We start from the raw sequence: 22,694 nt of genomic DNA on the forward strand, positions 1-22,694 counted from the left end.
TGCGCCCCTTTCGCGGCACAAGGCCGCTCCTACAAGGGGGGCGCGAATTCCTGTAGGAGCGGCCTTGTGCCGCGAAAGGGCTGCGCAGCAGCCCCAGGTGCGGCACTTCACCGCACCCCGGCTTTTTTACCTATACTCCGCCGTACAATAGCCATCACGATTCCTGACCGGATCTCTCCATGCCCCCACGTCGGCACATCGCCTGGATAGCCTGCTTCGCAGTGCTGTTCAACCTGCTGGCCATGCCGCTGTCCTCTGCCGCGCCCAAGGGCCCGGCCGAACAGCTGCTGTGGGGGGCTTTCTGTTCCAGCATGGCCAACAAGGCCAAGGTCGATGTCCAGGCCCTGGCCAAGATCGACCTGGGGACGCAAAGCGACGACAGCGCCAGCATGATGAACTGCTGGTGCTGCCTGGGCGCGGCGCCTTTGCTGGCCCTACCCGGCTACCCGCCGCAGTTGCACAACCCGCCCGTGCAGCCGGCAAGCCACCCACAACACCTCGCCGACTACCAACCCACGCCGCGCCAACTCTGGCCCGCGCTCAATCCCCGTGCCTCTCCGCTGGTCTGAGTTCACTACGCTGTCCTTCAGAACCTGAACAGACCGGAGACTCACCCATGCTCAAGCAAGCCCTCGTCCTGGCCGCCCTGCTGCTGCCCGGCGCCTACGCCACCGCCCACGAGTACAGCGTCGGCGACCTGCATATCGCCCACCCCTGGTCGCTGGAGCTGCCGCCGAACGCGCCCAACGTGGCGGCCTACTTTGTCGTGCACAACAACGGCAAGGCCGATGACCGCCTGCTTTCGGTGAAAAGCACCATCACCGACGACGCCCAGTTGCATGAGCATGTGATGAGCGCCGCCGGCGCCATGAAGATGCAACATGTGCCAAGCGTGTTGGTCCCGGCCGGCAAGGATGTGGTGTTCGCCCCCAGCGCCTACCACGTGATGATCATGCAACCCAAGGATCGCAGCCTGCTCAGCGACGGCAAGCGCTTCCCGCTGACCCTGCACTTCGAGAAAGCCGGTGACATCACCGTCGAGGTCGCCGTGCAGAAGCAGCCGCCCGCCGACCAGGCGCAGCACGAGCACACGCACTGATCCGATAGCTGACTGGCGCTCGCCATGAGCCTGCCGCGCTACAACTCCGCCCGCACTACCCGCCCTGATCGCAGGCGCGTCGGTGGCGGCTGGCTGAGCCTGTTCGCCATGTGGATGATCTTCATCGGCCCGCTGGTTTCCCAGTCGATGCCGATGGAGCACCACGCCGGCATGTCCATGCCCATGGACATGTCGATGAGCATGCCCATGGCGCACGGTCACGACGAGCACCACGGCCACGGCAACGATGGCCAGCTGCATGTCATGTGGGAGAAGTGCGGCTACTGCAGCCTGCTGTTCAACTGCCCCGCCCTGCCCCAGACCCTCAGCCCGCTCAGCGCAGGCTGCGCCCCCCCACCCACCCACCTCACCATCGCCACGCGCCAGGGCCATGCCCGGCAGGCTGTATTCCCCGGCGCCCGCAGCCGCGCGCCGCCCCATTCGATCGTCGTTTGAACACAACACGCTAAACGCCCGAAGCCAGGAGGCTTCGCGCTGACTCACGACTGATCGACTGGAATCATTATGTCCGGCTGCACCCCTGTTTTTGCACTTTCCCTGCGTGGCACCATCACCGTGCTCTGCGGCTCGCTGCTCGCGCCACTGGCCTTTGCCGCCGAAACCGGCCACGAAGGCCATGTGCACGACCCGGCCGAGCTGAGCCCGACGGTGATCACCGCCATCGCTCCGAGCTCACCGCTGACCGTGGTCACCAACCCTAAAGATCCGCGCCAACCCGTGCCGGCCAGCGACGGCGGTGACTACCTCAAGACCATCCCTGGCTTCTCGGTGATCCGCGCCGGCGGCACCAACGGTGACCCCGTGCTGCGCGGCATGTTCGGCTCACGCCTGAACATCCTCACCAACGGCGGCATGATGCTCGGCGCCTGCCCCGGTCGCATGGACGCTCCGACCTCGTACATCTCGCCGGAAACCTACGACCGCCTCACCGTGATCAAAGGCCCACAAAGTGTGATCTGGGGCCCCGGCGGCTCCGCCGGCACCATTCTCTTCGAACGTGACCCAGAGAAATTCGGCGAGCTCGGCAGCCGGGTCAACGGCAGCGTGCTGGCCGGCTCCAACGGCCGCTTCGACAAGGTGCTCGACGCCGCGGCCGGCAACCAGCTCGGCTACGTGCGCTTCATCGGCAACCAGTCGCACTCGGACGACTTCGAGGACGGCAACGGCGACACCGTGCCTTCGCGCTGGGACAAGTGGAACGGCGACGTCAGCCTCGGCTGGACCCCGGACGCTGACACCCTGCTCGAGCTGACCGCCGGCAAGGGCGACGGCGAGGCCCGCTCCGCCGGGCGGGGCATGGACGGCTCGCAGTTCAAGCGCGAAAGCCTGGGGCTGCGCTTCGAGAAGTCCAACCTCGGCGAGGTGCTCGACAAGGTCGAGGCGCAGGTCTACTACAACTACGCCGACCACGTGATGGACAACTACACCCTACGCACCCCGTCGGGCGCCGGCATGATGGGGATGCCCATGGTCAGCAACGTCGACCGCCGCACGATGGGCGCGCGGATCAAGGCCACCTGGCGCTGGGCCGACGTGCAGTTGATCAGCGGCATCGACGCGCAGACCAACGAACACCGCCAACGCGGCGGCATGGGCGTCAACGCGCACAAGGGCAAGCCCTGGACCAAGGATGCCGACTTCCACAACTACGGCGCCTTCGGCGAGCTCACCTGGTATGCGACCGGTGAAGATCGCCTGGTCACCGGCGCCCGCCTGGACCGCGCTTCGGCCCGAGACTTCCGCAAGGGCAGCGCCACTGAAGGCGATACCCGCGCCGACACCCTGCCCAGCGGCTTCGTGCGCTACGAGCACGACCTGGCGGCGATTCCGGCCACCACCTACATCGGCCTCGGTCATACCCAGCGCTTCCCCGATTACTGGGAGCTGTTCTCGCCCAAGCGCGCCCCGGCCGGCTCGGTCAACGCCTTCGACGGTATCAAGCCGGAGAAGACCACCCAGCTCGACTTTGGCATCCAGTACCGCGACGAGCGCCTGGAAGCCTGGGCTTCGGGTTATGTCGGGCAGGTCCGCGACTACATCCTGTTCGACTACCAGCGCAACATGATGGGTTCGCTCACCTCCCAGGCACAGAACATCGACGCCCGCATCATGGGCGGCGAACTGGGCGCAGCCTACAAACTGACCGAAAACTGGAAGGCCGACGCCACCCTGGCCTACGCCTGGGGCAAGAACAGCAGCGACGGCAAGGCCCTGCCACAGATGCCACCGCTGGAAAGCCGCCTGGGGCTGACCTACAGCCGCGACACCTGGAGCGTCGGCGCCCTGTGGCGCCTGGTGGCCGAGCAGAACCGCATCGCCCAGAACCAGGGCAATGTGGTCGGCAAGGACTACGACACCAGCTCAGGCTTCGGCGTGTTCTCGCTCAACGGCGCCTACAAGATCAACAACAACCTCAAGCTCAGCGCGGGCGTCGACAACCTGTTCGACAAGGCCTACGCCGAGCACCTGAACCTGGCCGGGAACGCCGGGTTCGGCTACCCGGCCAACGCCACGGACCCGGTGAACGAGCCAGGCAGGACCTTCTGGACCAAGGTCGACTTCAGCTTCTGACAACAACAAACGGGCGCGGGACCTGACCGCGCCCCTAGAGGTCTACGGGAGGCTCCCATGAGCAAACCAAACGTTTCCTTCTACAACCTTGCGTGGCGCTGGCATTTCTATGCCGGACTGTTCGTGGCGCCGTTCATGATCCTGCTGGCGATCACCGGGATCATCTACCTGTTCAAGCCGCAGCTCGACCCGCTGATGTACCGCGAGCTGATGGTGGTCGAGGCCGGCCATCACCGACAGGGCGCCGATACGTTGCTGGCCAACGTACGCCAGGCTTATCCACAGGGTCAGGTGGGGCAGTACCTGCCCTCGGTGAGCGCCGAGCGCAGCGCACAGTTCGTCGTACATGACGGCGGGCGCGAGCTGAACGTGTTCGTCGATCCGTACAGCGGCAAGGTGCTGGGCGAACAGGACGGCAAGCAAAACCTGCAGGCCATTGCCCGTGCCCTGCATGGCGAGCTGATGGTCGGCACGGTCGGTGACCGGCTGGTGGAGCTGGCGGCCGGCTGGGGCATCGTCCTGGTCGTGTCCGGCCTCTATTTGTGGTGGCCACGCGGGCGCAACAGCGCGGGCGTGCTGTGGCCACGCCTGAGCGCACGCGGCCGGGTGCTGTGGCGCGACCTGCATGCTGTTACAGGATTCTGGGGCTCAGCCCTGCTGCTGTTGATGCTGATCAGCGGCATGACCTGGACCGGGCTATGGGGCAAGCAGTATGCCGACCTATGGAACCGGTTCCCGGCGGCCATGTGGAATGATGTGCCCAAGTCAGATAAAGAGGCACGCGAACTGAATGAAGCCCACCGCCAGACCGTGCCGTGGGCCATGGAGAACACCCCGATGCCGGTGTCCGGCGCCCATGCCGAGCATGCCGGGCACCACATGATGGATCACGCCCCCGCCGCGCCCCAGGTGAGCCTGCAGCAGGTCGAGAACATCGCCAATCTGCGCGAGGTCGAGCCGGGCTACAGCATCACCCTGCCGACCAGTGCCGAAGGAGTGTTCACCATTGCGGTGTTCGCCGACGATCCGCGTAACGATGCCACCCTGCATGTGGACCAGTACACCGGACAGGTGCTAGCCGATGTGCGCTGGCAGGACTACAGCCCGGTGGCGCGTGCCACGGAGCTGGGGGTGATGCTGCACGAAGGGAAGATGTTCGGGCCGTTGAACCAGATCGTCATCCTGCTGGTGTGCCTGATGATCCTGCTGGGGTCGGTGAGTGGGCTGGTGATGTGGTGGAAGCGCAAGCCGGCTGGTGGGCTGGGGGTGCCGCCGCTGCGCCATGACCTGCCGCGCTGGAAGATGGCCGTGGGGGTGATGGTGGTGCTAGGCGTTGCCTTCCCGCTGGTGGGGATTTCGATGGTGGTGATGTGGGTGGTGGATAGTCTGGTTGTGAGACGCCGGGTCATGGTTCGAGCCTGATATCGCAATCGCGGGGCAAGCCCGCTCCCACGCCAATCTCACAGGGCTGGCGTGGGAGCGGGCTTGCCCCGCGATGAGGCCGGCACCAACAACCATTGATTCCCGTCATGTCGAGCACCGCGCTGCACCGCCAAGATCGTGCCGATCTGCCGCACCCGCGATCGGAACGCGACGTGATAGCCTACTCGGCTTTCGCTCACAAAAAGACTGACCCTCAATGGAATGCAGCCTATGACCCGGACCTCCCAGACACCCTCCGAAGAGCAGCACCTGCAACGCAACCTGACCAACCGCCACATCCAGCTCATCGCCATCGGCGGCGCCATCGGCACCGGCCTGTTCATGGGCTCGGGCAAGACCATCAGCCTGGCCGGCCCGTCGATCATCTTCGTCTACATGATCATCGGCTTCATGCTGTTCTTCGTCATGCGCGCCATGGGCGAGCTGCTGCTGTCGAACCTCAACTACAAGTCGTTCATCGATTTCTCCGCCGACCTGCTCGGCCCCTGGGCCGGCTACTTCACCGGCTGGACCTACTGGTTCTGCTGGGTGGTCACCGGCATCGCCGACGTGGTGGCGATCGCCGCCTACACGCAATTCTGGTTCCCGGACCTTCCGCAGTGGATACCGGCGCTGAGCTGCGTGGCCCTGCTGCTGTCGCTGAACCTGGTGACGGTGAAGATGTTCGGTGAAATGGAGTTCTGGTTCGCCCTGATCAAGATCATCGCCATCATGGGCCTGGTCGCCACCGGCCTGTACATGGTCATCACCGGCTTCCAATCGCCAGCAGGCCATACCGCCACCCTGGCCAACCTGTGGAATGACGGCGGTATGTTCCCCAACGGCCTGCTCGGTTTCTTCGCCGGCTTCCAGATCGCCGTGTTCGCCTTCGTCGGCATCGAGCTGGTAGGCACCACCGCCGCCGAGGCGAAGAACCCCGAGCGCACCCTGCCGCGGGCGATCAACTCGATCCCGATCCGCATCATCGTGTTCTACGTGCTGGCGCTGATCGCCATCATGGCCGTGACCCCATGGCGCGACGTGGTGCCGGGCAAGAGCCCGTTCGTCGAGCTGTTCGTGCTGGCCGGCCTGCCGGCGGCGGCGAGCATCATCAACTTCGTGGTGCTCACCTCGGCGGCCTCGTCGGCCAACAGCGGCGTGTTCTCCACCAGCCGCATGCTGTTCGGCCTGGCCCAGGAGGGTGATGCGCCCAAGGCGTTCGAGAAACTCTCGCGCCGCGCGGTGCCGGCCAACGGCCTGTACTTCTCCTGCACCTGCCTGCTGCTGGGCGCGGTGCTGATCTACCTGGTACCCAATGTGATCGAAGCCTTCACCCTGGTGACGACGGTGTCGGCGGTGCTGTTCATGTTCGTGTGGACGCTGATCCTGCTGTCGTACCTGAGCTACCGCAAACAGCGCGCGGCGCTGCATGAGCAGTCCACCTACAAGATGCCGGGCGGGCGTTTCATGTGCTATGTGTGCCTGGTGTTCTTCGCCGGCATTCTGGTGCTGTTGAGCCTGGAAGCGGATACGCGCTCGGCGCTGGTGGTGACGCCGATCTGGTTTGTGATTCTGGCGGTGACCTATCAGTTCGTGCGCAGCAGGCGTCAGCCGCGTGCGGCGGTGCGTGAAGCCTCTAATAACTGATCCGGCCAATGGGGCCGCTGCGCGGCCCTTTCGCGGCACAAGGCCGCTCCTACAGATGATCGCGCTCCCCCTGTGTAGGAGCGGCCTTGTGCCGCGAAAGGGCTGCAAAGCAGCCCCAGGGCTAACCCTGCTCCAACCCCTCGAGCACCGCCTCGGCCAGCGCCAGGCCTTTCTCCAGCGAGTTCTCGGTCGCCGTCAGCAAACTGCGCAACGGCTCCCCGGCCTTCTCCAATGCGGCAGCATTGGTCTCATACGCCGCCTTCAACGCCGCCACGGCGCACACCAGCGCATCCTCGCTATCAACGCCAGCACGTACCGAGAGAATCGGATCATGGGCGTGATTGCAGGTGCCGAAGTGGGAACAAGCGGTGACGGGACGTGATTTGCGGGGACTGTGGTTGACCAGCGATTCCTGGTTCATGGCTGCACCTCTCGATGAAAGGTGGCGATTTCGACAAATGCGAACGGTGGATCTGGAACGATCTTCTTGAGCATGGTGCGACTCCTTGCAGCCTTCTGAAGTGTCTCTCCGTGCCCATACGCCAATATGGGTGGACGGAGCCGTGCGGGTTGGCGTTGCCGGTCAGAAGGTCCGGTGAGCCCGAAGGCTCCCACACACGGCTCCGCCCATAACGGGTGCAACCATGCAGGACACGCTATCGCAGGTGCGATGTGCCCGGTTCTGACAGCGGGACGCCAATCCCGAACCGCAGAAACTACTGCGGTGCGGCACGGTACTCAAGTACCGCTTATGTGTCAAAAGTGTTCATCGCCCCCGGCCCCAATCCTGTGCAGGCCCAACCTGCAAGCACCATCCTGGCCCCTCCCTACGCCCCGATTCGTCGCACAACTGCTCTATCACGCACCTTCCATCGCTCGGCACAGCCTTTGCAATCTCCGACCTGGCCAACACCCACCATCACATCGGAGTGAGCACATGAAGCGACGCAGTCTGATCAAGGCCTTCACCCTCAGCGCATCGATTGCCGCGATGGGCCTGAGCTGGAGCATCCAGGCCGCCGAGACCATCAAGGTCGGCATCCTGCATTCGCTGTCGGGGACCATGGCGATTTCCGAGACCTCGCTCAAGGACATGGCGCTGATGACCATCGACGAGATCAACGCCAAGGGCGGGGTCAACGGCAAGCAGCTCGAGGCGGTGGTGGTGGACCCGGCGTCCAACTGGCCGCTGTTCGCCGAAAAGAGCCGCCAGTTGCTGACCCAGGACAAGGTGGCGGTGGTGTTCGGCTGCTGGACTTCGGTGTCGCGCAAGTCGGTGCTGCCGGTGTTCGAGGAGCTCAACGGCCTGCTGTTCTACCCGGTGCAGTACGAAGGTGAGGAGATGTCGCCGAACGTGTTCTACACCGGCGCCGCGCCCAACCAGCAGGCGATCCCGGCGGTGGAATACCTGATGAGCGAGGACGGCGGCAGCGCCAAGCGCTTCTTCCTGCTGGGCACCGACTACGTCTACCCGCGCACCACCAACAAGATCCTGCGCGCCTTCCTGCACAGCAAGGGCGTGGCCGACAAGGACATCGAAGAGGTCTACACGCCGTTCGGTCACGCCGATTACCAGACCATCGTCGCCAACATCAAGAAGTTCTCGGCTGGCGGCAAGACGGCGGTCATTTCCACGGTCAACGGCGACTCCAACGTGCCGTTCTACAAGGAGCTGGCCAACCAGGGGCTGAAGGCCACCGACGTGCCGGTGGTGGCGTTCTCGGTGGGTGAAGAGGAGCTGCGCGGCATCGACACCAAGCCGCTGGTGGGCCACCTGGCGGCGTGGAACTACTTCGAGTCTGTGGATAACCCGGTGAACCAGAAGTTCGTCGCCAACTGGAAGGCCTACGCCAAGGCCAAGGGCCTGCCGGGGGCCGACAAGGCGGTGACCAACGACCCGATGGAAGCCACCTACGTGGGCATCCACATGTGGGCGCAGGCGGCGCAGAAGGCCGGCAGCACCGATGTGGACAAGGTGCGCGAGGCGCTGGCCGGGCAGAGCTTCAAGGCGCCGTCGGGCTTCACCCTGACCATGGACAAGAGCAACCACCACCTGCACAAGCCGGTGATGATCGGCGAGATCCAGGATGACGGGCAGTTCAGTGTGGTGTGGCAGACCGAGGAGCCGCTGCGGGCGCAGCCTTGGAGCCCGTTCATTCCGGGGAATGACAAGCGGCCTGACTATGCAGTGAAGGGCAACTGACGCCATCGCGGGGCAAGCCCGCTTCCACGCCTGCCCCCTCCCCCATGTGGGTACGGCGTGGGAGCGGGCTTGCCCCGCGATGAATCCACCGCCGATTTCCAGGACTGCCCGCATGCTCAGACTCCTGCTCACGCTACTGCTGCTATTACCCCTGGCCACCCAAGCCAGCGAAGGCGAGTTCTTCCTGACCGCCAAACCCGCCGAACAGGCCAACCTGCTCGAAACCTGGGCCGCGCAACCGGACCCGGCCCGCCTGCCGCTGCTGGAAAACCTGCGCCAAGGCCGTATCGCCGAAAACGACACCCGCAAGCTGCGCCTGAACAACCGTCTGCGCGGCCTGATCGACAACGCCCTGGCCAGCCATCAGCTGTTCAGCGACCAAGCCAACGTGCGCCTGGCCGCCGCCCAGCAACTGCAAAAAACCGCGCAACCCGCGCAAATGGCCTTCCTCGACCGCCGTTACGCCAGCGAACCGGACGCCGCCGTACACGCCGCACTCGGACTGGCCCTGGCCAACCTGCAACTGGGCGCCAGCGAGCCCGCGGTACGCCTGGCAGCCGTGCGTCTGCTCGGTGAAACCGGCGACCCGCTGGCCCGCACCCGCCTCGAAGCCCTTCTGCAACCCGACGCGGAATCCGACGCCGCCGTACGCACCGCCGCCGAAACCAGCCTGGCACAAGTGCAGCGCAAGCTGCTGGTCGGTGAATTGCTCGGCCAGGCCTTCAGCGGCTTGTCACTGGGCTCGATCCTGCTGCTGGCGGCGCTGGGCCTGGCGATCACCTTCGGCCTGTTGGGGGTGATCAACATGGCCCACGGCGAAATGCTGATGCTCGGCGCCTACAGCACCTACATGGTCCAGGTACTGCTGCAACGCTATGCCCCGGGCGCCATCGAGTTCTATCCGCTGATCGCCCTGCCGGTGGCCTTCTCCGTCAGCGCGGGCGTCGGCATGGCCCTGGAGCGCACCGTGATCCGCCACCTATATGGCCGGCCGCTGGAAACCCTGCTGGCGACATGGGGCATCAGCCTGATCCTGATCCAGGCCGTGCGGCTGATCTTCGGCGCGCAGAACGTCGAGGTGAGCAACCCGGCCTGGTTGTCCGGCGGCATCCAGGTGCTGCCCAACCTGGTGCTGCCGTACAACCGCCTGGTGATCATCGGCTTCGCCCTGGCGGTGGTGCTGCTCACCTGGTTGCTGCTCAACCGCACGCGGCTGGGCCTGAACGTGCGCGCCGTCACCCAGAACCGCAACATGGCGGCCTGCTGCGGGGTGTCCACCGGGCGCGTCGACATGCTCGCCTTCGGCCTCGGCTCCGGCATCGCAGGGCTCGGCGGCGTAGCCCTGAGCCAGGTCGGCAACGTGGGGCCGGACCTGGGCCAGAGCTACATCATCGACTCGTTCCTGGTGGTGGTGCTCGGCGGCGTCGGCCAACTGGCCGGCAGCCTGTGGGCGGCCTTCGGGCTGGGTATCGCCAACAAACTGCTGGAGCCGCAGATCGGTGCGGTGCTGGGCAAGATCCTCATCCTTGCGCTGATCATTCTGTTCATCCAGAAGCGCCCGCAAGGCCTGTTCGCCCTCAAGGGACGGGTAATCGACTGATGAACCAGCCATTGATTGTCACTGCCACGCGCAAGGCCGGCACCCGGGTGTCGCTGGCCATCGGCGCCGTTGTCGTCCTGGTGCTGCTGGCCCTGCCGCTGCTGTCGCTGCTGCCCGACGGGCACTCCTTGCAGGTCTCGGCCTATACCCTGACCTTGGTCGGCAAGATCCTCTGCTACGCCATCGTCGCCCTGGCCCTGGACCTTGTGTGGGGCTATGCCGGGCTGCTGTCGCTGGGCCACGGCCTGTTCTTCGCCCTGGGCGGCTATGCCATGGGCATGTACCTGATGCGCCAGGCGGCCGGCGATGGGCTGCCGGGGTTCATGACCTTCCTGTCGTGGAGCGAGCTGCCCTGGTACTGGGCCGGCACCCAGTATTTCGCCTGGGCGCTGTGCCTGGTGGTGCTGGCGCCGGGGTTGCTGGCGCTGGTGTTCGGCTTCTTCGCCTTCCGCTCGCGGATCAAGGGCGTGTACTTCTCGATCATGACCCAAGCCCTGACCTTCGCCGGCATGCTGCTGTTCTTCCGCAACGAGACCGGTTTTGGCGGCAACAACGGCTTCACCAATTTCCGCACCATCCTTGGTTTCGACATCACCGCCCAGGGCACCCGGGCCGCGCTGTTCCTGCTCACGGTCGGCCTGCTGCTGGGCAGCCTGTTCCTGTGCTGGCGCCTGACCCAGAGCAAGTTCGGTCGCCTGCTCACCGCCGTACGCGATGCGGAAAACCGCCTGATGTTCTGCGGTTACGACCCACGCGGCTTCAAGCTGCTGGTGTGGGTGCTCAGCGCCGTGCTGTGCGGCCTGGCCGGGGCGCTGTATGTGCCGCAAGTGGGCATCATCAACCCCAGCGAAATGTCGCCGACCAACTCCATCGAGGCCGCCGTGTGGGTAGCCCTGGGAGGGCGCGGCACGCTGATCGGACCGCTGCTTGGCGCCGGCCTGGTCAATGGCATGAAGAGCTGGTTCACCGTGGCGTTCCCCGAGTACTGGCTGTTCTTCCTCGGTGCGCTGTTCATCCTCGTCACCCTGTACCTGCCCAAGGGCGTGGTCGGCCTTGTGAAGAAAAGGAGCCAGCCATGAGAAGCGTGCCCCCGGTGCATCCGGAATTCATGCTGGAACCGATATTCGACCAGATCGGCAGCGGTCGCGAGGCCATTGGCCTCGGTCGGCGCCGCGAGGCCGGGCTCGACACCCGCCACGGCACGGTGCTGAGCCTGGAGGGCATCAGCGTCAGCTTCGATGGCTTCAAGGCGCTCAACGACCTGAACCTGTACATCGGCGTCGGCGAGCTGCGCTGCATCATCGGCCCCAACGGCGCCGGCAAGACCACCATGATGGACGTGATCACCGGCAAGACTCGGCCCGACAGCGGCACCGCGTTTTTCGGCGACACCCTCGACCTGACCCGCATGAGCGAATGCCAGATCGCCCAGGCCGGTATTGGCCGCAAGTTCCAGAAGCCCACGGTGTTCGAGGCGCTGACGGTGTTCGAGAACCTGGAGCTGGCGCTCAAGGCCGACAAGTCGGTGTGGGCTAGCCTGGTGGCACGGTTGTCCGGCGAACAGCGCCAGCGCATCGAGGAAGTGCTGGCTACCCTGCGCCTGCTGCCCCTGGCCCAGCGCCAGGCGGGGTTGTTGTCCCATGGGCAGAAACAGTTCCTGGAGATCGGCATGCTGCTGGTGCAGGAGCCGAGGCTGCTGCTGCTCGATGAGCCGGTGGCGGGGATGACCGATGCCGAGACCGAATTCACCGCCGAGCTGTTCCGTTCGTTGGCGGGTCGGCATTCGCTGATGGTGGTGGAGCATGACATGGGCTTCGTCGGCAGCATTGCCGACCATGTGACGGTGCTGCACCAGGGCAGCGTGCTGGCGGAAGGATCGCTGGCGCAGGTGCAGGAGGATGAGCGGGTGGTCGAGGTGTATCTCGGTAGATAGGCCTGCGAGGGTTGCGTGGGAGCGGGCTTGCCCCGCGATGGCGCCAGCCCGGCCAACATCACTTCCAGGCCTGACGCCATCGCGGGGCAAGCCCGCTCCCACGCTCAAATCAAACAAGGGCACAACATGCTGAAAATCGACACCCTGCACCAATACTACGGCGGCAGCCACATCCTGCGCGGCCTGTCCTTCGAGGCCAAGGTCGGCGAGGTCACCTGCCTGCTGGGCCGCAACGGCGTGGGCAAGACCACCCTGCTGCGCTGCCTGATGGGCCTGCTGCCGGCCCGCGAGGGCCGCGTGGAATGGGAAGGCAAGCCGATCACCACGCTCAAGCCCCAGCAACGGGTCCAGGCCGGCATTGCCTACGTGCCCCAGGGCCGCGAGATCTTCCCGCGCCTGAGCGTCGAGGAAAACCTGCTGATGGGCCTGTCGCGCTTCCCTGCCCGCGAGGCACGTGAAGTGCCGGCCTTCATCTACGAACTGTTCCCGGTGCTGGAGCAGATGAAACAACGCCGTGGCGGCGACCTCTCCGGTGGCCAGCAGCAACAGCTGGCCATCGGCCGTGCCCTGGCCAGCCGCCCTCGCCTGCTGATCCTCGACGAGCCCACCGAAGGCATCCAGCCGTCGGTGATCAAGGAGATCGGCGCGGTGATCCGCAAGCTCGCCGACCGGGGCGACATGGCCATCCTGCTGGTGGAACAATTCTACGACTTCGCCGAGGAGCTGGCCGACCAGTATTTGGTCATGGCCCGCGGCGAAATCGTCCAGCGCGGCCGGGGTGAAAACATGCAGGCCGAAGGTGTGCGCGGCCTGGTTACCATTTAATCTGCAACCACTTCCCTTGCGAGACGCTGTCATGAGTTACCAGATCCGCGACGCCCTGATCAACGACGTGCCGGGCATCCTCGACATCTACAACGACGCCGTGGCCAACACCACGGCGATCTGGAACGAAACCCCGGTTGACCTGGGCAACCGCCTGACCTGGTTCGAGGCCCGCGCGCAGCAGGGCTACCCGATCCTGGTGGCGGTGGACGACAGCGGCGTGCTGGGCTATGCCTCATTTGGCGACTGGCGGCCGTTCGAGGGTTTCCGGCATACCGTCGAGCACTCGGTGTACGTGCGTGGCGACCAACGCGGCAAGGGCCTGGGCCCCGTCCTGATGGAAGCGCTGATCGAACGGGCGCGCCTTTGCGACAAACATGTGATGGTCGCTGCCATCGAGAGCGGCAATGCCGCATCGATCCGCCTGCACGAACGCCTGGGCTTCAGCATCACCGGGCAGATGCCGCAGGTGGGGGTGAAGTTTGGGCGCTGGCTGGACCTGACCTTCATGCAGCTTTACCTGGATGGCAACACCCTTCCCCCTTCAAGGAACTGAAGCCCATGAATACAGCCCAGCTGCACCGCGTCACCCACGAAGGCCTGGCGTACTACCGCGACGGGCTGGTGGCCCTTTTACTCGATGCGGTGCGACAGGGCGCGTCGGTGGGGTTTCTGGCCGATATCAACGAGCAGCAGGCCAAGGCCTACTTCGATGAGGTGAAGGCAAAGCTGGTCGGTGGCGAGCAACTGCTCTGGGTCATTGCCCAGGGGCAGGAAGTGCTGGGTAGTGTGCAGCTGGGGTTGTGCCTGAAGCCCAATGGGCTGAACCGGGGCGAAGTGCAGAAGTTGCTGGTGCACAGCGATGCAAGGCGGCGTGGGTTGGGGCAGCAGTTGATGGGGGTGCTGGAGGCTGATGCGCGGCGGATCGGGCGGGGGATGTTGTTTCTCGATACCGAGGCGGGGTCTGGGGCGGAGGCGTTCTATCGAGCGCTGGGGTACAGCAAGGCGGGGGAGATTCCGGATTATGCCTGCGGGCCGGAGGGGGTTTACCGGGCGACAGCGCTGTACTTCAAAGTGATTGCGAAAGCTTCGTGAAGTTGGGGGCGCTCTGCGCCCCTTTCGCGGCACAAGGCCGCTCCTACAGGCGAGCGCGATCCCTTGTAGGAGCGGCCTTGTGCCGCGAAAGGGCTGCGCAGCAGCCCCAGCTACATTTGGGTAAACCTGCCCAACCGCTGCTTCAACATGCTGTTCTCGCTACGCAACTGCTGCACCTCTTCCAGCAATTCCAGCGCCAGCGCCACCCCTTCCCACTCCAACTCAAGCTCCTGATGCAGCTTCACCGCGCGCTTCAACGTCACCGGCGCGCGGTCATCGAACACCCACTCTTCGGGCGTTCGCCCCGACGGTTCGACAATGCCGTGCTCGACGATCTCGATCACCCAGTCGGCCGACACATCGGCTTCCTGGCACAGGGTACGCATGTCCAGTTGAACGATCAGGGTGCTGCTCATGATCACTTACTCCATTGAGTCCTCGGATTGAACGCGGCTTTCTCGGAGAGCTGGGTCCACAATGCGCGAGCTGCGTCATCGGACTGGGCGGGCATGACCACCTTGAGCTGGGCGTACAGGTCGCCGCGCTCGCCCTGCTTGTTCAAAAGGCCCATGCCCTTGACCCGCAAGCGCTGGCCGCTCTGGCTGTCGGGGCGGATGGTCAGGTTGATCTTGCCGGTCAGGGTCGGCACGGCCACCTTGGCGCCGAGCGCCGCTTCCCACGGTGCCAGCGGCACGGTGATGATCAGGTCATGGCCTTCGACATCGAACAGCGGGTGCGGTGCCATGCGGATGGTCAGGAACAGGTCGCCATTGGCGCCACCGCCCACGCCCGGCGCGCCCTGGCCCTTGAGCCGGATGCGCTCGCCGTCGGTCACCCCGGCAGGGATCTTCACGTTCAGCGTTTTCGTGGTGAAGCCGGTGCGCTGCCCGGCGCCGTTGGTCTGCGGCACCTGGAAGCTGATCTGCTTGGATTCCTTGTTCAGGGTCTCTTCGAGGAACACTGCAAGTTCAAGCTCCACGTCCTGCCCTCGCCTGCCGGCACTGCGTTGTTGCCGGCCACCGCCGCCACCGAAGGGGTTGCCGCCCCGGGCGCCGAAGATCGAGCTGAAGAAATCGGAGAAATCACCACCCTCGAAGCCACCGCCGCCGCCATTGCCGCCACGGGACTGCCAGCCGGGCGGTGCCTGGAACGGCCGACCATGCTGGCCGCCATACTTGCGAATTTCGTCGTACTCGGCGCGCTTGTCCTTGTCGCCAAGCACTTCGTAGGCCTCGTTGGCCTCCTTGAACTTGTCCTCGGCGTCACGCTCCTTGCTGACGTCGGGGTGATACTTGCGCGCGAGCTTGCGGTACGCGGCCTTGATCGCCTTCTCGTCCGCGCTCGTCTCGACGCCGAGTATCTTGTAATAGTCTTTGAAGTCCATCTATGGATCACCGATGTGAATGTACGTATTGCTACTGAAGATTGGGGTCAAGCATAGCCTTTCAAGGTTGATCCGGGGTTGCGCTATCGCAGACGACCGGTCTTGATTTAGCCGCAGACTGGCATAAACTGCGCGGCCGTTTTGCCTCCGGAAGCTCTCCCCCATGTCTGACGTATCCCCGGCCCGCGCCCTTGGCATCGACTTCGGCACCTCCAACTCCACGGTTGGCTGGCACCGCCCGGGCGTCGAATCGCTGATCGCCCTGGAAGACGGCAAGATCACCCTGCCGTCGGTGGTCTTCTTCAACATCGAGGAGCGTCGCCCGGTGTACGGTCGCCTGGCCCTGCACGAGTACCTGGAAGGCTACGAAGGCCGCCTGATGCGCTCGCTCAAGAGCCTGCTGGGCTCCAAGCTGATCAAGCACGACACCAGCGTGCTGGGCAGCGCCCTGCCGTTCAAGGACCTGCTGGGCATGTACATCGGCGAGCTGAAAAAGCGCGCCGAAGCCGATGCCGGCCGCGAGTTCGACCAGGTGGTGCTGGGCCGCCCGGTGTTCTTCGTCGACGAAGACCCGGCCGCCGACCAGGAGGCCGAGGACACCCTGGCGGAGGTTGCGCGCAAGATCGGCTTCAAGGATGTGTCGTTCCAGTACGAGCCCATCGCCGCGGCGTTCGACTACGAGTCGGGCATCAGCCGTGAAGAGCTGGTACTGATTGTCGATATCGGCGGTGGTACCTCGGACTTTACCCTGATCCGCCTGTCACCGGAGCGCCACCAGGTGGCCGAGCGCCAGGACGACATCCTCGCCACCGGCGGCGTGCACATCGGCGGTACCGACTTCGACAAGCAGCTGAGCCTGCAGGGCGTGATGCCGCTGTTCGGCTACGGCAGCCGGATGAAGAGCGGTGCGCTGATGCCCACCAGCTACCACCTCAACCTGGCCACCTGGCACACCATCAACGCCCTGTACTCGCAGAAATCGCAGCTGGCCCTGGGCAACATGCGCTACGACATCGAGGACACCCTCGGCATCGACCGCCTGTTCAACCTGATCGAACAGCGCGCCGGGCACTGGCTGGCGATGGAAGTGGAGGCCAGCAAGATCGAGCTGACCGACCGTGACAGCCGCTGCATCGACTTTGGCCGCATCGAGCCGGAGCTGTCGGCCGAGTTGACCCGGGCGCTGTTCGAAGACGCCATCGGCGGGCTGCTGGAGCGGGTGCGCGGCAGCGTGAGCGAATTGCTGGCCAAGGCCGGCGTCAGCGAGGGGCAGGTGGACACGGTGTTCTTCACCGGTGGTTCCAGCGGCATTCCGGCGCTGCGCAACAGCGTGGCGGCGATGCTGCCCAATGCGCGGCATGTGGAAGGCAATATCTTCGGCAGCATCGGTAGCGGCTTGGCAATCGAGGCACGCAAGCGTTACGGCGCGGCCTGAGCCATCCTGGGGCCGCGTTGCGCGCCCTTTCGCGGCACAAGGCCGCTCCTACAGGGGGACGCGCTCTTCTGTAGGAGCGGCCTTGTGCCGCGAAAGGGCTGCAACGCAGCCCCAGCAATTTGTCAAACCAACTCCGCCCGCTTCAACTCACTCTTCAGGTAGGCGTAATAAATCGGCCCCGCCACCACCCCCGGCAGCCCGAACGCCGCCTCGAACACCAGCATCGCCAGCAGCAGCTCCCAGGCCTTGGCACTGATCTGCCCGCCGACGATCCGCGCGTTGAGGAAGTACTCGACCTTGTGGATCACGATCAGGTACCCCAGCGCCGCCATCGCCACCCAGATCGACAGCGACAACCCGACGATGGTGATCAGGGTGTTGGACATCAGGTTGCCGATCACCGGCAGCAGCCCGAGCAGGAAGGTGAGCACGATCAGCGTCTTGGTCAACGGCAGGTGCACGCCGAACAGCGGCAGCACCACGGCCAGGAAGATGCCGGTGAAGACGGTGTTGAGCAGCGAGATCTTGATCTGCGCGAAAACGATGTTGCGAAACGCCTGCACCAGAAGGCTCAGGCGTTCGAACAGCGCCGCCGCCAGGGGCTTGCGCCGGGAGATGTCGGGGATGCGCTGCAGGGCGACGATGGCGCCGAGGATCATGCCGATCAGCAGGGTCACGAACATGTGCGCCATGCCCTTGCCCACCAGTTGCAGGTCGCTCAGGTGGCTCTTGATCCAGTCGCCGATGGCCACCTTGAACTCGGCGGCGCTGGCCGGCAGGTAGGCTTCGATGAACGGCGGCAACTGGCCACGGGCGCGCTCGACCAGGCCCATGAACTTGTCCAGCGAGGCGCCGGGATTCTCGGCCTCGTGCAGCAGGAAACTGAAGGCGCCGGCGATCAGCAACGTCAGCGTGCTCACCACCAGGGTGCCGAGCAGCGCCACCGCCAGCCAGCGTGCGCGCTGCCCGGCGATCAGCGGTTGCAGGCGCGGGGTGAGCATGTTGACCAGCTCGTAGACCAGCAGGCCGGCCAGCAGGCTCGGCAGCAGCTTCAGCGGCAGCGCCAGCAACAGGCCCGCCATGACGATGATCCAGCTGGCCAGGGTGACCTGGCGGGGAGTGAAAGTCATACAGCCTCAACGGCAGACAGCGGAAAGTCCCGCAGTCTGCCAGCCTTCACGGCAGAGGCATAGGCGCAGGTCATTTCTTCTTCAGGCAGTCACTCATGAAGGTCTTGCGTTCATCGCCCTTGAGCGCCTTGGTGCTGGCGTCGGCGTTGCAGGTCTTCATCTTCTCCTGCTGGGTCTGCGGCACATCCTTTTTCAGGCAGGTGCTCATGAACGCCTTGCGCTCATCGCCCTTGAGCGCCTTGGTGGTGGCGTCGGCATTGCAGGTCTTCATCTTTTCCTGTTGCGCGGTGGCGGCGAACCCTTGGCCCGCGATCAACAGGCCCAATACCAGCAGGGGTACGTGCAGCAGCTTCATGGAGTGGTCTCCTTGCCTGCGCGCCGGATGCGCGCTCGTCGCAGCTGAGTGTAGACAAGAATTCTTACATCTCTGTCCGCGCCCGCCGCCGGTACTGCTCCGGGGTGCAATTGGCCTGGCGCTGGAACATGGCGATGAAGGCCGAAGCGCTGCTGTAGCCGAGGTCGAAGGCGATGGCCTGGATCGGCGTGCCCGCCTCGAGCGCCTCGATGGCCCGCAGAAAGCGCAGGCGCAAGCGCCATTCGCCGAAGCTCATGCCCAGCTCGCGCAGGAACTGCCGGGCCAGGGTGCGCTCGCTGACATGCACCTGCCCGGCCCAATGGCCGAGCGGACGGTTGTCGCCAGGCTCCGCGTGCAACGCCTCGAGCACCTGGCGCAGGCTGTCGCCGCGGGCGAACGGCAGGTAGCAGGTCTGCGTCGGTGCCAGGTGCAACTGGTCGATCAATACCTGGATCAGGCGCTGGTCGCGCTCGTCCTGGGCGATGTGCAAGTCGCGGCGGGCGAAGTCGCCGAGGATCGCCTTGAGGATATCGCTGATCACCAGGCTGCAGGGCTGGTCCGGCAACTCGGCACACAGGCTGCGCTCCAGGTAGACCGAGCGGTAGATGATGGCCTGGGGGTTGTAGCAGCCGTGCTCGGTGTCCGGCGGCACCCAGACGGCGTAGTGCGGGGGCGAGATGAAGCGCTGGCCCTCGACGTCCAGGTGCATCAGGCCATGGGAGGCGTAGTTGAGCTGGCCCCAGGGGTGACGGTGCGGCGGGCTGTGGGTATCGGCGCCGAATTCGTCGTAGCGGAAGTACACCGGGGCGGGGAGCCGGTCGAATTGCGGAATGTCGAGGTACTTGCGGGTCATGCTGTCTGCTTCGCGGGGCGAGTTGTCTGGATGGAAGTATAGGCATTTGAACAGACAAGCGATAATGGCCGCCACGTGGGAGCGGGCTTGCCTCGCTCCCACGGGTCAACCGCAACTCGAGAATCATCATGAACTACCTCTTCCCCCTCATCGCCATCCTCATCTGGGCCGGCAACACCGTAGTCACCAAGATGTCCGCCGGGGCCATCTTCCCCGCCGAGATCGGCTTCTACCGCTGGCTGCTGGCCGGCCTGCTGTTCACCCCTTTCCTGCTGCCGCAAGTCTGGCGCAACCGCGCGGCCATCCGCCCGCACCTGGGCAAGATCTTCGTGCTGGGCGTGCTGGGCATGGCCATCTACCAGAGCCTGGCGTACTTCGCCGCGGCCATCACCAGCGCCACCAACATGGGCATCATTCTCTCGTTGATGCCGTTGATGTCGCTGGCCCTGTCCATCGCCTGGCTCGGCCAGCGTCTGACCTACGGCGCGCTACTGGGCGCGCTGGTGTCGTTCTTCGGCGTGCTGGAGGTGGTCTCAGCCGGGCAACCCGGCGTGCTGCTGCACCAGGGGCTGAACGCGGGCGACCTGATGATGCTGGTGGCCACCCTCGCCTATGCGCTGTACAGCTTCCTGCTGAAGAAATGGCAACTGCGCCTGCCGCCGCTGCAACTGCTGTACCTGCAGGTGCTGGTGGCGATCCTGGTGTTGCTGCCGCTGTTCCTGCTGTCGCCCAAGACCGGGTTGAACGGCCACAACATTGGCCTGGTGCTGTATGCCGGCCTGTTGGCCTCGATGGTCGCGCCGCGGGTGTGGATGCAGGCGGTGCACCGCCTGGGGCCGAGCCGTACCACGCTGTTCTTCAACCTGTTGCCGGTGGTGACGGCGGTGATCGCGGCAGTGGTGCTGGATGAGCAGTTGGCCAGTTATCACCTGGTTGGCGGTGTGCTGACATTAGTCGGCGTGCTGTTGGCCGAGCGTTGGACCACGCCTGTGCGGCGTTGACAGATGGGAGCGCTTTGCGCTCCTTTCGCGGCACAAGGCCGCTCCTACAGGGGGATTGCGTTCGTCTGTAGGAGCGGCCTTGTGCCGCGAAAGGGCTGCGAGGCAGCCCCCGGGTTCGTCACAACCCAGCAGCCTTGAGCCGGGCGGCATGCTCGGTAAACAGTCGCACCGGCTCGGCACCCTTGCCCACCGCGCCCAGCGACTGGTTGACGATATCCAGATGATCGAGCGGATAGTCATCGCCAATCACCTGCCCCAGGTGCGAGCTGAAACGCCCAACCATGCCGTCACATTGCCCCTTCTCCCGGACGAAACTGCGGGCGAACAGCCGGCAAAATCGGTTGCTGCCGTCAAAACGGTTCAGGCCCTGGTCGGTACGCCCAGGCTGCAGGGTTCCGGACCATGAGTAATAGCGCACGCCGTTCACTTGCGGCGCCCCCTCGCCGCCCCAGACCTCGGGCAGCCCCTGTGGATAAGCCTGGTTGAACAGCGCCACCCCGGCACTGGTCAGCGACTGGTGCGAAGCATGCACGTCGATCGGCAGCGGATCGCGGCGCCAGCCGGTCTCCAGCCAACCCAGCACCACAGCGAAGCCATGCAGCACGGCCTTGAGGATGCGCCCCCGGACAGAGTCATCAGGTGCCGTGCGTTCGAGATGGTCGGCCAGCTCCGAGCCATGGTTGGGGCCGGCCACCGATGTCACCGAGGCCACCCGGTCAGGCCGCTTCGCCGCCGCATAACGGGCACTGAGCGCGCCCTGGCTATGGCCGATCAGGTTGACCTTGTCGGCCCCCGTGCGCTGGCAGACCTCCTCGATGATGCCGAGCAACTGCTCGCCCCGCACCTCGCTGGAATGCAGCGGCGACACCTGCACCGGGAACACCTGCGCGCCGCCCCGACGCAATGCCGGAACGATGCCGAACCAGTAGGGATAGACCAGCGCCCGCACGAAGCCGAGCATGCCCGGCACCAGCACCAGTGGATAACGCGTGGCCAGCTCCTGACTCATCACCCTTGCCCTCATCCGTGAACAGACCGGCCCACCCTACAGCGCCATCGGAGACAAGCGCAATCGAACTCCCGGCGCGCCGCGCGGTTCCAAGCAGAACAGACCCTGAGCAAGGAGCGGGACCATGTACAAGCGAACCCTGGCCATCCTTCTGGCAAGCGCCACCCTCGCCGCCTGCGGCAGCCGCCCGGAAAACCCGGTGGACTACGTCACCTACCGCGACGAGCCGCTGGTCAAGCAGGTCGAGCACGGCATGACCATGCAGAAGGTCATCGCCATCGGCGGCAGCCCGTCGAATGTCATCGACCTGCCCCACGGCGGCACCTGCAACGACTACATCCTCAACCGCGATGGCCACCAGCAACCCTACTACGTGCGCTTCGACGCCACCGGCCATGTCGACGCCAAGGGTTTCAAGACCTGCAAGCAACGCCAACAAGACAGCGACGCCGTGCACGGCGCATGACACCCCATGACCACCCTGATGCTTTCGGAGATGAACATGAGCGTTGAACTGACCGATGTGAAAACCCTGCGCGAACGTGCCCGCCAGCATGTCGAGCAAGGCGCGGTGACCGAGGGTTACCACGCCGATCGCGAGAAGATCCTGCGCCTGCTCAACGAGTCGCTGGCCACCGAGCTGGTCTGCGTCCTGCGCTACAAGCGTCACTACTTCATGGCCAGCGGCATCAAGGCCAGCGTCGCCGCCGCGGAGTTCCTCGAGCACGCCAATCAGGAAGCCGAGCACGCCGACAAGCTGGCCGAGCGCATCGTGCAGCTGGGCGGCGAGCCGGACTTCAATCCGGACAACCTGACGAAGAATTCCCACGCCCAGTACGTGGCGGGCAGTTCGTTGAAGGAGATGGTGCTGGAGGACCTGGTGGCAGAACGCATCGCCATCGACAGCTACCGCGAGATCATCCAGTACATCGGCGACAAGGATCCGACCACCCGGCGCATCTTCGAGGACATCCTGGCGCAGGAGGAAGAGCACGCGGACGATATGTCCGATCTGTTGAAAGGCCTCTGATCCCAAGGTTTACGTGGGAGCGGGCTTGCCCCGCGATGGCGTTGATGCCATCGCGGCTGTCTCTTATACACATCTGACGCT

At 65.0% G+C, this 22,694-nt stretch carries 24 protein-coding genes; 17 read left to right on the top strand and 7 right to left on the bottom strand.

What is annotated here, in order from left to right; genetic code table 11:
- The first annotated feature begins 179 nt into the window (after nucleotides 1-179).
- The 6 genes from NMG10_RS11180 (at nucleotide 180) to cycA (ending at nucleotide 6,760) form a co-directional block, all read left to right on the top strand.
- Nucleotides 180-569 (top strand): DUF2946 domain-containing protein, encoded by a 390-nt coding sequence (locus NMG10_RS11180; RefSeq protein ID WP_234560879.1) that lies wholly within the window; start codon nucleotides 180-182, stop codon nucleotides 567-569.
- A 47-nt stretch (nucleotides 570-616) separates the two neighbouring features.
- Complete coding sequence (locus NMG10_RS11185) at nucleotides 617-1,099, top strand: copper chaperone PCu(A)C (protein WP_254464345.1); 483 nt, start codon at nucleotides 617-619, stop codon at nucleotides 1,097-1,099.
- 24 nt (nucleotides 1,100-1,123) lie between these two features.
- Nucleotides 1,124-1,555 (top strand): DUF2946 domain-containing protein, encoded by a 432-nt coding sequence (locus tag NMG10_RS11190; protein ID WP_254464346.1) that lies wholly within the window; start codon nucleotides 1,124-1,126, stop codon nucleotides 1,553-1,555.
- Nucleotides 1,556-1,624: 69 nt separating this feature from the next.
- On the top strand, nucleotides 1,625-3,691 hold the full coding sequence (locus tag NMG10_RS11195) for a TonB-dependent copper receptor (RefSeq protein WP_254464347.1): 2,067 nt from the start codon (nucleotides 1,625-1,627) through the stop codon (nucleotides 3,689-3,691).
- 57 nt (nucleotides 3,692-3,748) lie between these two features.
- Complete coding sequence (locus NMG10_RS11200) at nucleotides 3,749-5,113, top strand: PepSY domain-containing protein (RefSeq protein WP_254464348.1); 1,365 nt, start codon at nucleotides 3,749-3,751, stop codon at nucleotides 5,111-5,113.
- Between the two features lie 231 nt (nucleotides 5,114-5,344).
- Nucleotides 5,345-6,760 (top strand): D-serine/D-alanine/glycine transporter, encoded by a 1,416-nt coding sequence (gene cycA / locus NMG10_RS11205; protein WP_232856584.1) that lies wholly within the window; start codon nucleotides 5,345-5,347, stop codon nucleotides 6,758-6,760.
- A gap of 121 nt (nucleotides 6,761-6,881) precedes the next feature.
- Here cycA and NMG10_RS11210 read toward each other — a convergent pair whose 3' ends face one another.
- On the bottom strand, nucleotides 6,882-7,181 hold the full coding sequence (locus tag NMG10_RS11210) for a hypothetical protein (protein WP_186713780.1): 300 nt from the start codon (nucleotides 7,179-7,181) through the stop codon (nucleotides 6,882-6,884).
- Between the two features lie 516 nt (nucleotides 7,182-7,697).
- Between NMG10_RS11210 and urtA the strand changes: the two genes are divergently transcribed.
- The 7 genes from urtA (at nucleotide 7,698) to NMG10_RS11245 (ending at nucleotide 14,416) form a co-directional block, all read left to right on the top strand.
- Nucleotides 7,698-8,963 carry an urea ABC transporter substrate-binding protein gene (gene urtA, locus NMG10_RS11215; protein WP_232856583.1) on the top strand — a complete coding sequence of 422 codons (1,266 nt, stop codon included), beginning with the start codon at nucleotides 7,698-7,700 and terminating at the stop codon, nucleotides 8,961-8,963.
- A 112-nt stretch (nucleotides 8,964-9,075) separates the two neighbouring features.
- Complete coding sequence (gene urtB / locus NMG10_RS11220; RefSeq protein ID WP_254464349.1) at nucleotides 9,076-10,563, top strand: urea ABC transporter permease subunit UrtB; 1,488 nt, start codon at nucleotides 9,076-9,078, stop codon at nucleotides 10,561-10,563.
- A complete protein-coding gene (gene urtC, locus NMG10_RS11225; protein ID WP_254464350.1) occupies nucleotides 10,563-11,642 on the top strand; it encodes an urea ABC transporter permease subunit UrtC in 1,080 nt (359 codons plus the stop codon). Before urtB ends, urtC begins: the two co-directional genes overlap by 1 nt.
- Nucleotides 11,639-12,496, top strand: a complete 858-nt coding sequence (urtD, locus tag NMG10_RS11230) for an urea ABC transporter ATP-binding protein UrtD (protein ID WP_254464351.1) — start codon at nucleotides 11,639-11,641, stop codon at nucleotides 12,494-12,496. Before urtC ends, urtD begins: the two co-directional genes overlap by 4 nt.
- 126 nt (nucleotides 12,497-12,622) lie before the next feature.
- Nucleotides 12,623-13,321 (top strand): urea ABC transporter ATP-binding subunit UrtE, encoded by a 699-nt coding sequence (gene urtE / locus NMG10_RS11235; protein ID WP_213658493.1) that lies wholly within the window; start codon nucleotides 12,623-12,625, stop codon nucleotides 13,319-13,321.
- 31 nt (nucleotides 13,322-13,352) lie between these two features.
- Nucleotides 13,353-13,877 (top strand): GNAT family N-acetyltransferase, encoded by a 525-nt coding sequence (locus tag NMG10_RS11240; RefSeq protein WP_232856579.1) that lies wholly within the window; start codon nucleotides 13,353-13,355, stop codon nucleotides 13,875-13,877.
- A 5-nt stretch (nucleotides 13,878-13,882) separates the two neighbouring features.
- Nucleotides 13,883-14,416 (top strand): GNAT family N-acetyltransferase, encoded by a 534-nt coding sequence (locus tag NMG10_RS11245; protein ID WP_232856578.1) that lies wholly within the window; start codon nucleotides 13,883-13,885, stop codon nucleotides 14,414-14,416.
- A 110-nt stretch (nucleotides 14,417-14,526) separates the two neighbouring features.
- Here the strand turns inward: NMG10_RS11245 and NMG10_RS11250 are convergent, their stop codons facing one another.
- On the bottom strand, nucleotides 14,527-14,832 hold the full coding sequence (locus NMG10_RS11250; RefSeq protein ID WP_011535907.1) for a chaperone modulator CbpM: 306 nt from the start codon (nucleotides 14,830-14,832) through the stop codon (nucleotides 14,527-14,529).
- Between the two features lie 2 nt (nucleotides 14,833-14,834).
- On the bottom strand, nucleotides 14,835-15,800 hold the full coding sequence (gene cbpA, locus NMG10_RS11255) for a curved DNA-binding protein (protein ID WP_232856577.1): 966 nt from the start codon (nucleotides 15,798-15,800) through the stop codon (nucleotides 14,835-14,837).
- Between the two features lie 163 nt (nucleotides 15,801-15,963).
- Between cbpA and NMG10_RS11260 the strand changes: the two genes are divergently transcribed.
- The gene (locus tag NMG10_RS11260; RefSeq protein ID WP_232856576.1) at nucleotides 15,964-17,235 is read left to right on the top strand and encodes an Hsp70 family protein; all 1,272 of its coding nucleotides are present in this window, start codon (nucleotides 15,964-15,966) and stop codon (nucleotides 17,233-17,235) included.
- Between the two features lie 122 nt (nucleotides 17,236-17,357).
- Here the strand turns inward: NMG10_RS11260 and NMG10_RS11265 are convergent, their stop codons facing one another.
- The 3 genes from NMG10_RS11265 to NMG10_RS11275 form a co-directional block, all read right to left on the bottom strand.
- Nucleotides 17,358-18,365: an AI-2E family transporter gene (locus NMG10_RS11265; protein WP_110734957.1), complete on the bottom strand. Its 1,008-nt coding sequence runs from the start codon at nucleotides 18,363-18,365 to the stop codon at nucleotides 17,358-17,360.
- 70 nt (nucleotides 18,366-18,435) lie between these two features.
- Nucleotides 18,436-18,720, bottom strand: coding sequence for a PsiF family protein (locus NMG10_RS11270; protein WP_232856575.1), 285 nt, complete (start codon nucleotides 18,718-18,720; stop codon nucleotides 18,436-18,438).
- Between the two features lie 64 nt (nucleotides 18,721-18,784).
- A complete protein-coding gene (locus NMG10_RS11275) occupies nucleotides 18,785-19,573 on the bottom strand; it encodes a helix-turn-helix transcriptional regulator (RefSeq protein WP_232856574.1) in 789 nt (262 codons plus the stop codon).
- A gap of 128 nt (nucleotides 19,574-19,701) precedes the next feature.
- Here NMG10_RS11275 and NMG10_RS11280 point away from each other — a divergent pair, with 128 nt between their 5' ends.
- Nucleotides 19,702-20,574 carry a DMT family transporter gene (locus NMG10_RS11280; RefSeq protein ID WP_254464352.1) on the top strand — a complete coding sequence of 291 codons (873 nt, stop codon included), beginning with the start codon at nucleotides 19,702-19,704 and terminating at the stop codon, nucleotides 20,572-20,574.
- 118 nt (nucleotides 20,575-20,692) lie between these two features.
- Here NMG10_RS11280 and NMG10_RS11285 read toward each other — a convergent pair whose 3' ends face one another.
- Entirely contained in the window at nucleotides 20,693-21,583 is an 891-nt protein-coding gene (locus NMG10_RS11285) for a triacylglycerol lipase (RefSeq protein WP_254464353.1), read from the bottom strand.
- Between the two features lie 124 nt (nucleotides 21,584-21,707).
- Here NMG10_RS11285 and osmE point away from each other — a divergent pair, with 124 nt between their 5' ends.
- A complete protein-coding gene (gene osmE / locus NMG10_RS11290) occupies nucleotides 21,708-22,049 on the top strand; it encodes an osmotically-inducible lipoprotein OsmE (RefSeq protein WP_028688233.1) in 342 nt (113 codons plus the stop codon).
- A 6-nt stretch (nucleotides 22,050-22,055) separates the two neighbouring features.
- Nucleotides 22,056-22,613 carry a bacterioferritin gene (locus NMG10_RS11295; protein WP_186713793.1) on the top strand — a complete coding sequence of 186 codons (558 nt, stop codon included), beginning with the start codon at nucleotides 22,056-22,058 and terminating at the stop codon, nucleotides 22,611-22,613.
- Nucleotides 22,614-22,694 lie beyond the last annotated feature (81 nt).

The sequence above is a fragment of the Pseudomonas sp. DVZ6 genome (assembly GCF_024259445.1).
GTDB lineage: Bacteria > Pseudomonadota > Gammaproteobacteria > Pseudomonadales > Pseudomonadaceae > Aquipseudomonas > Aquipseudomonas peradeniyensis.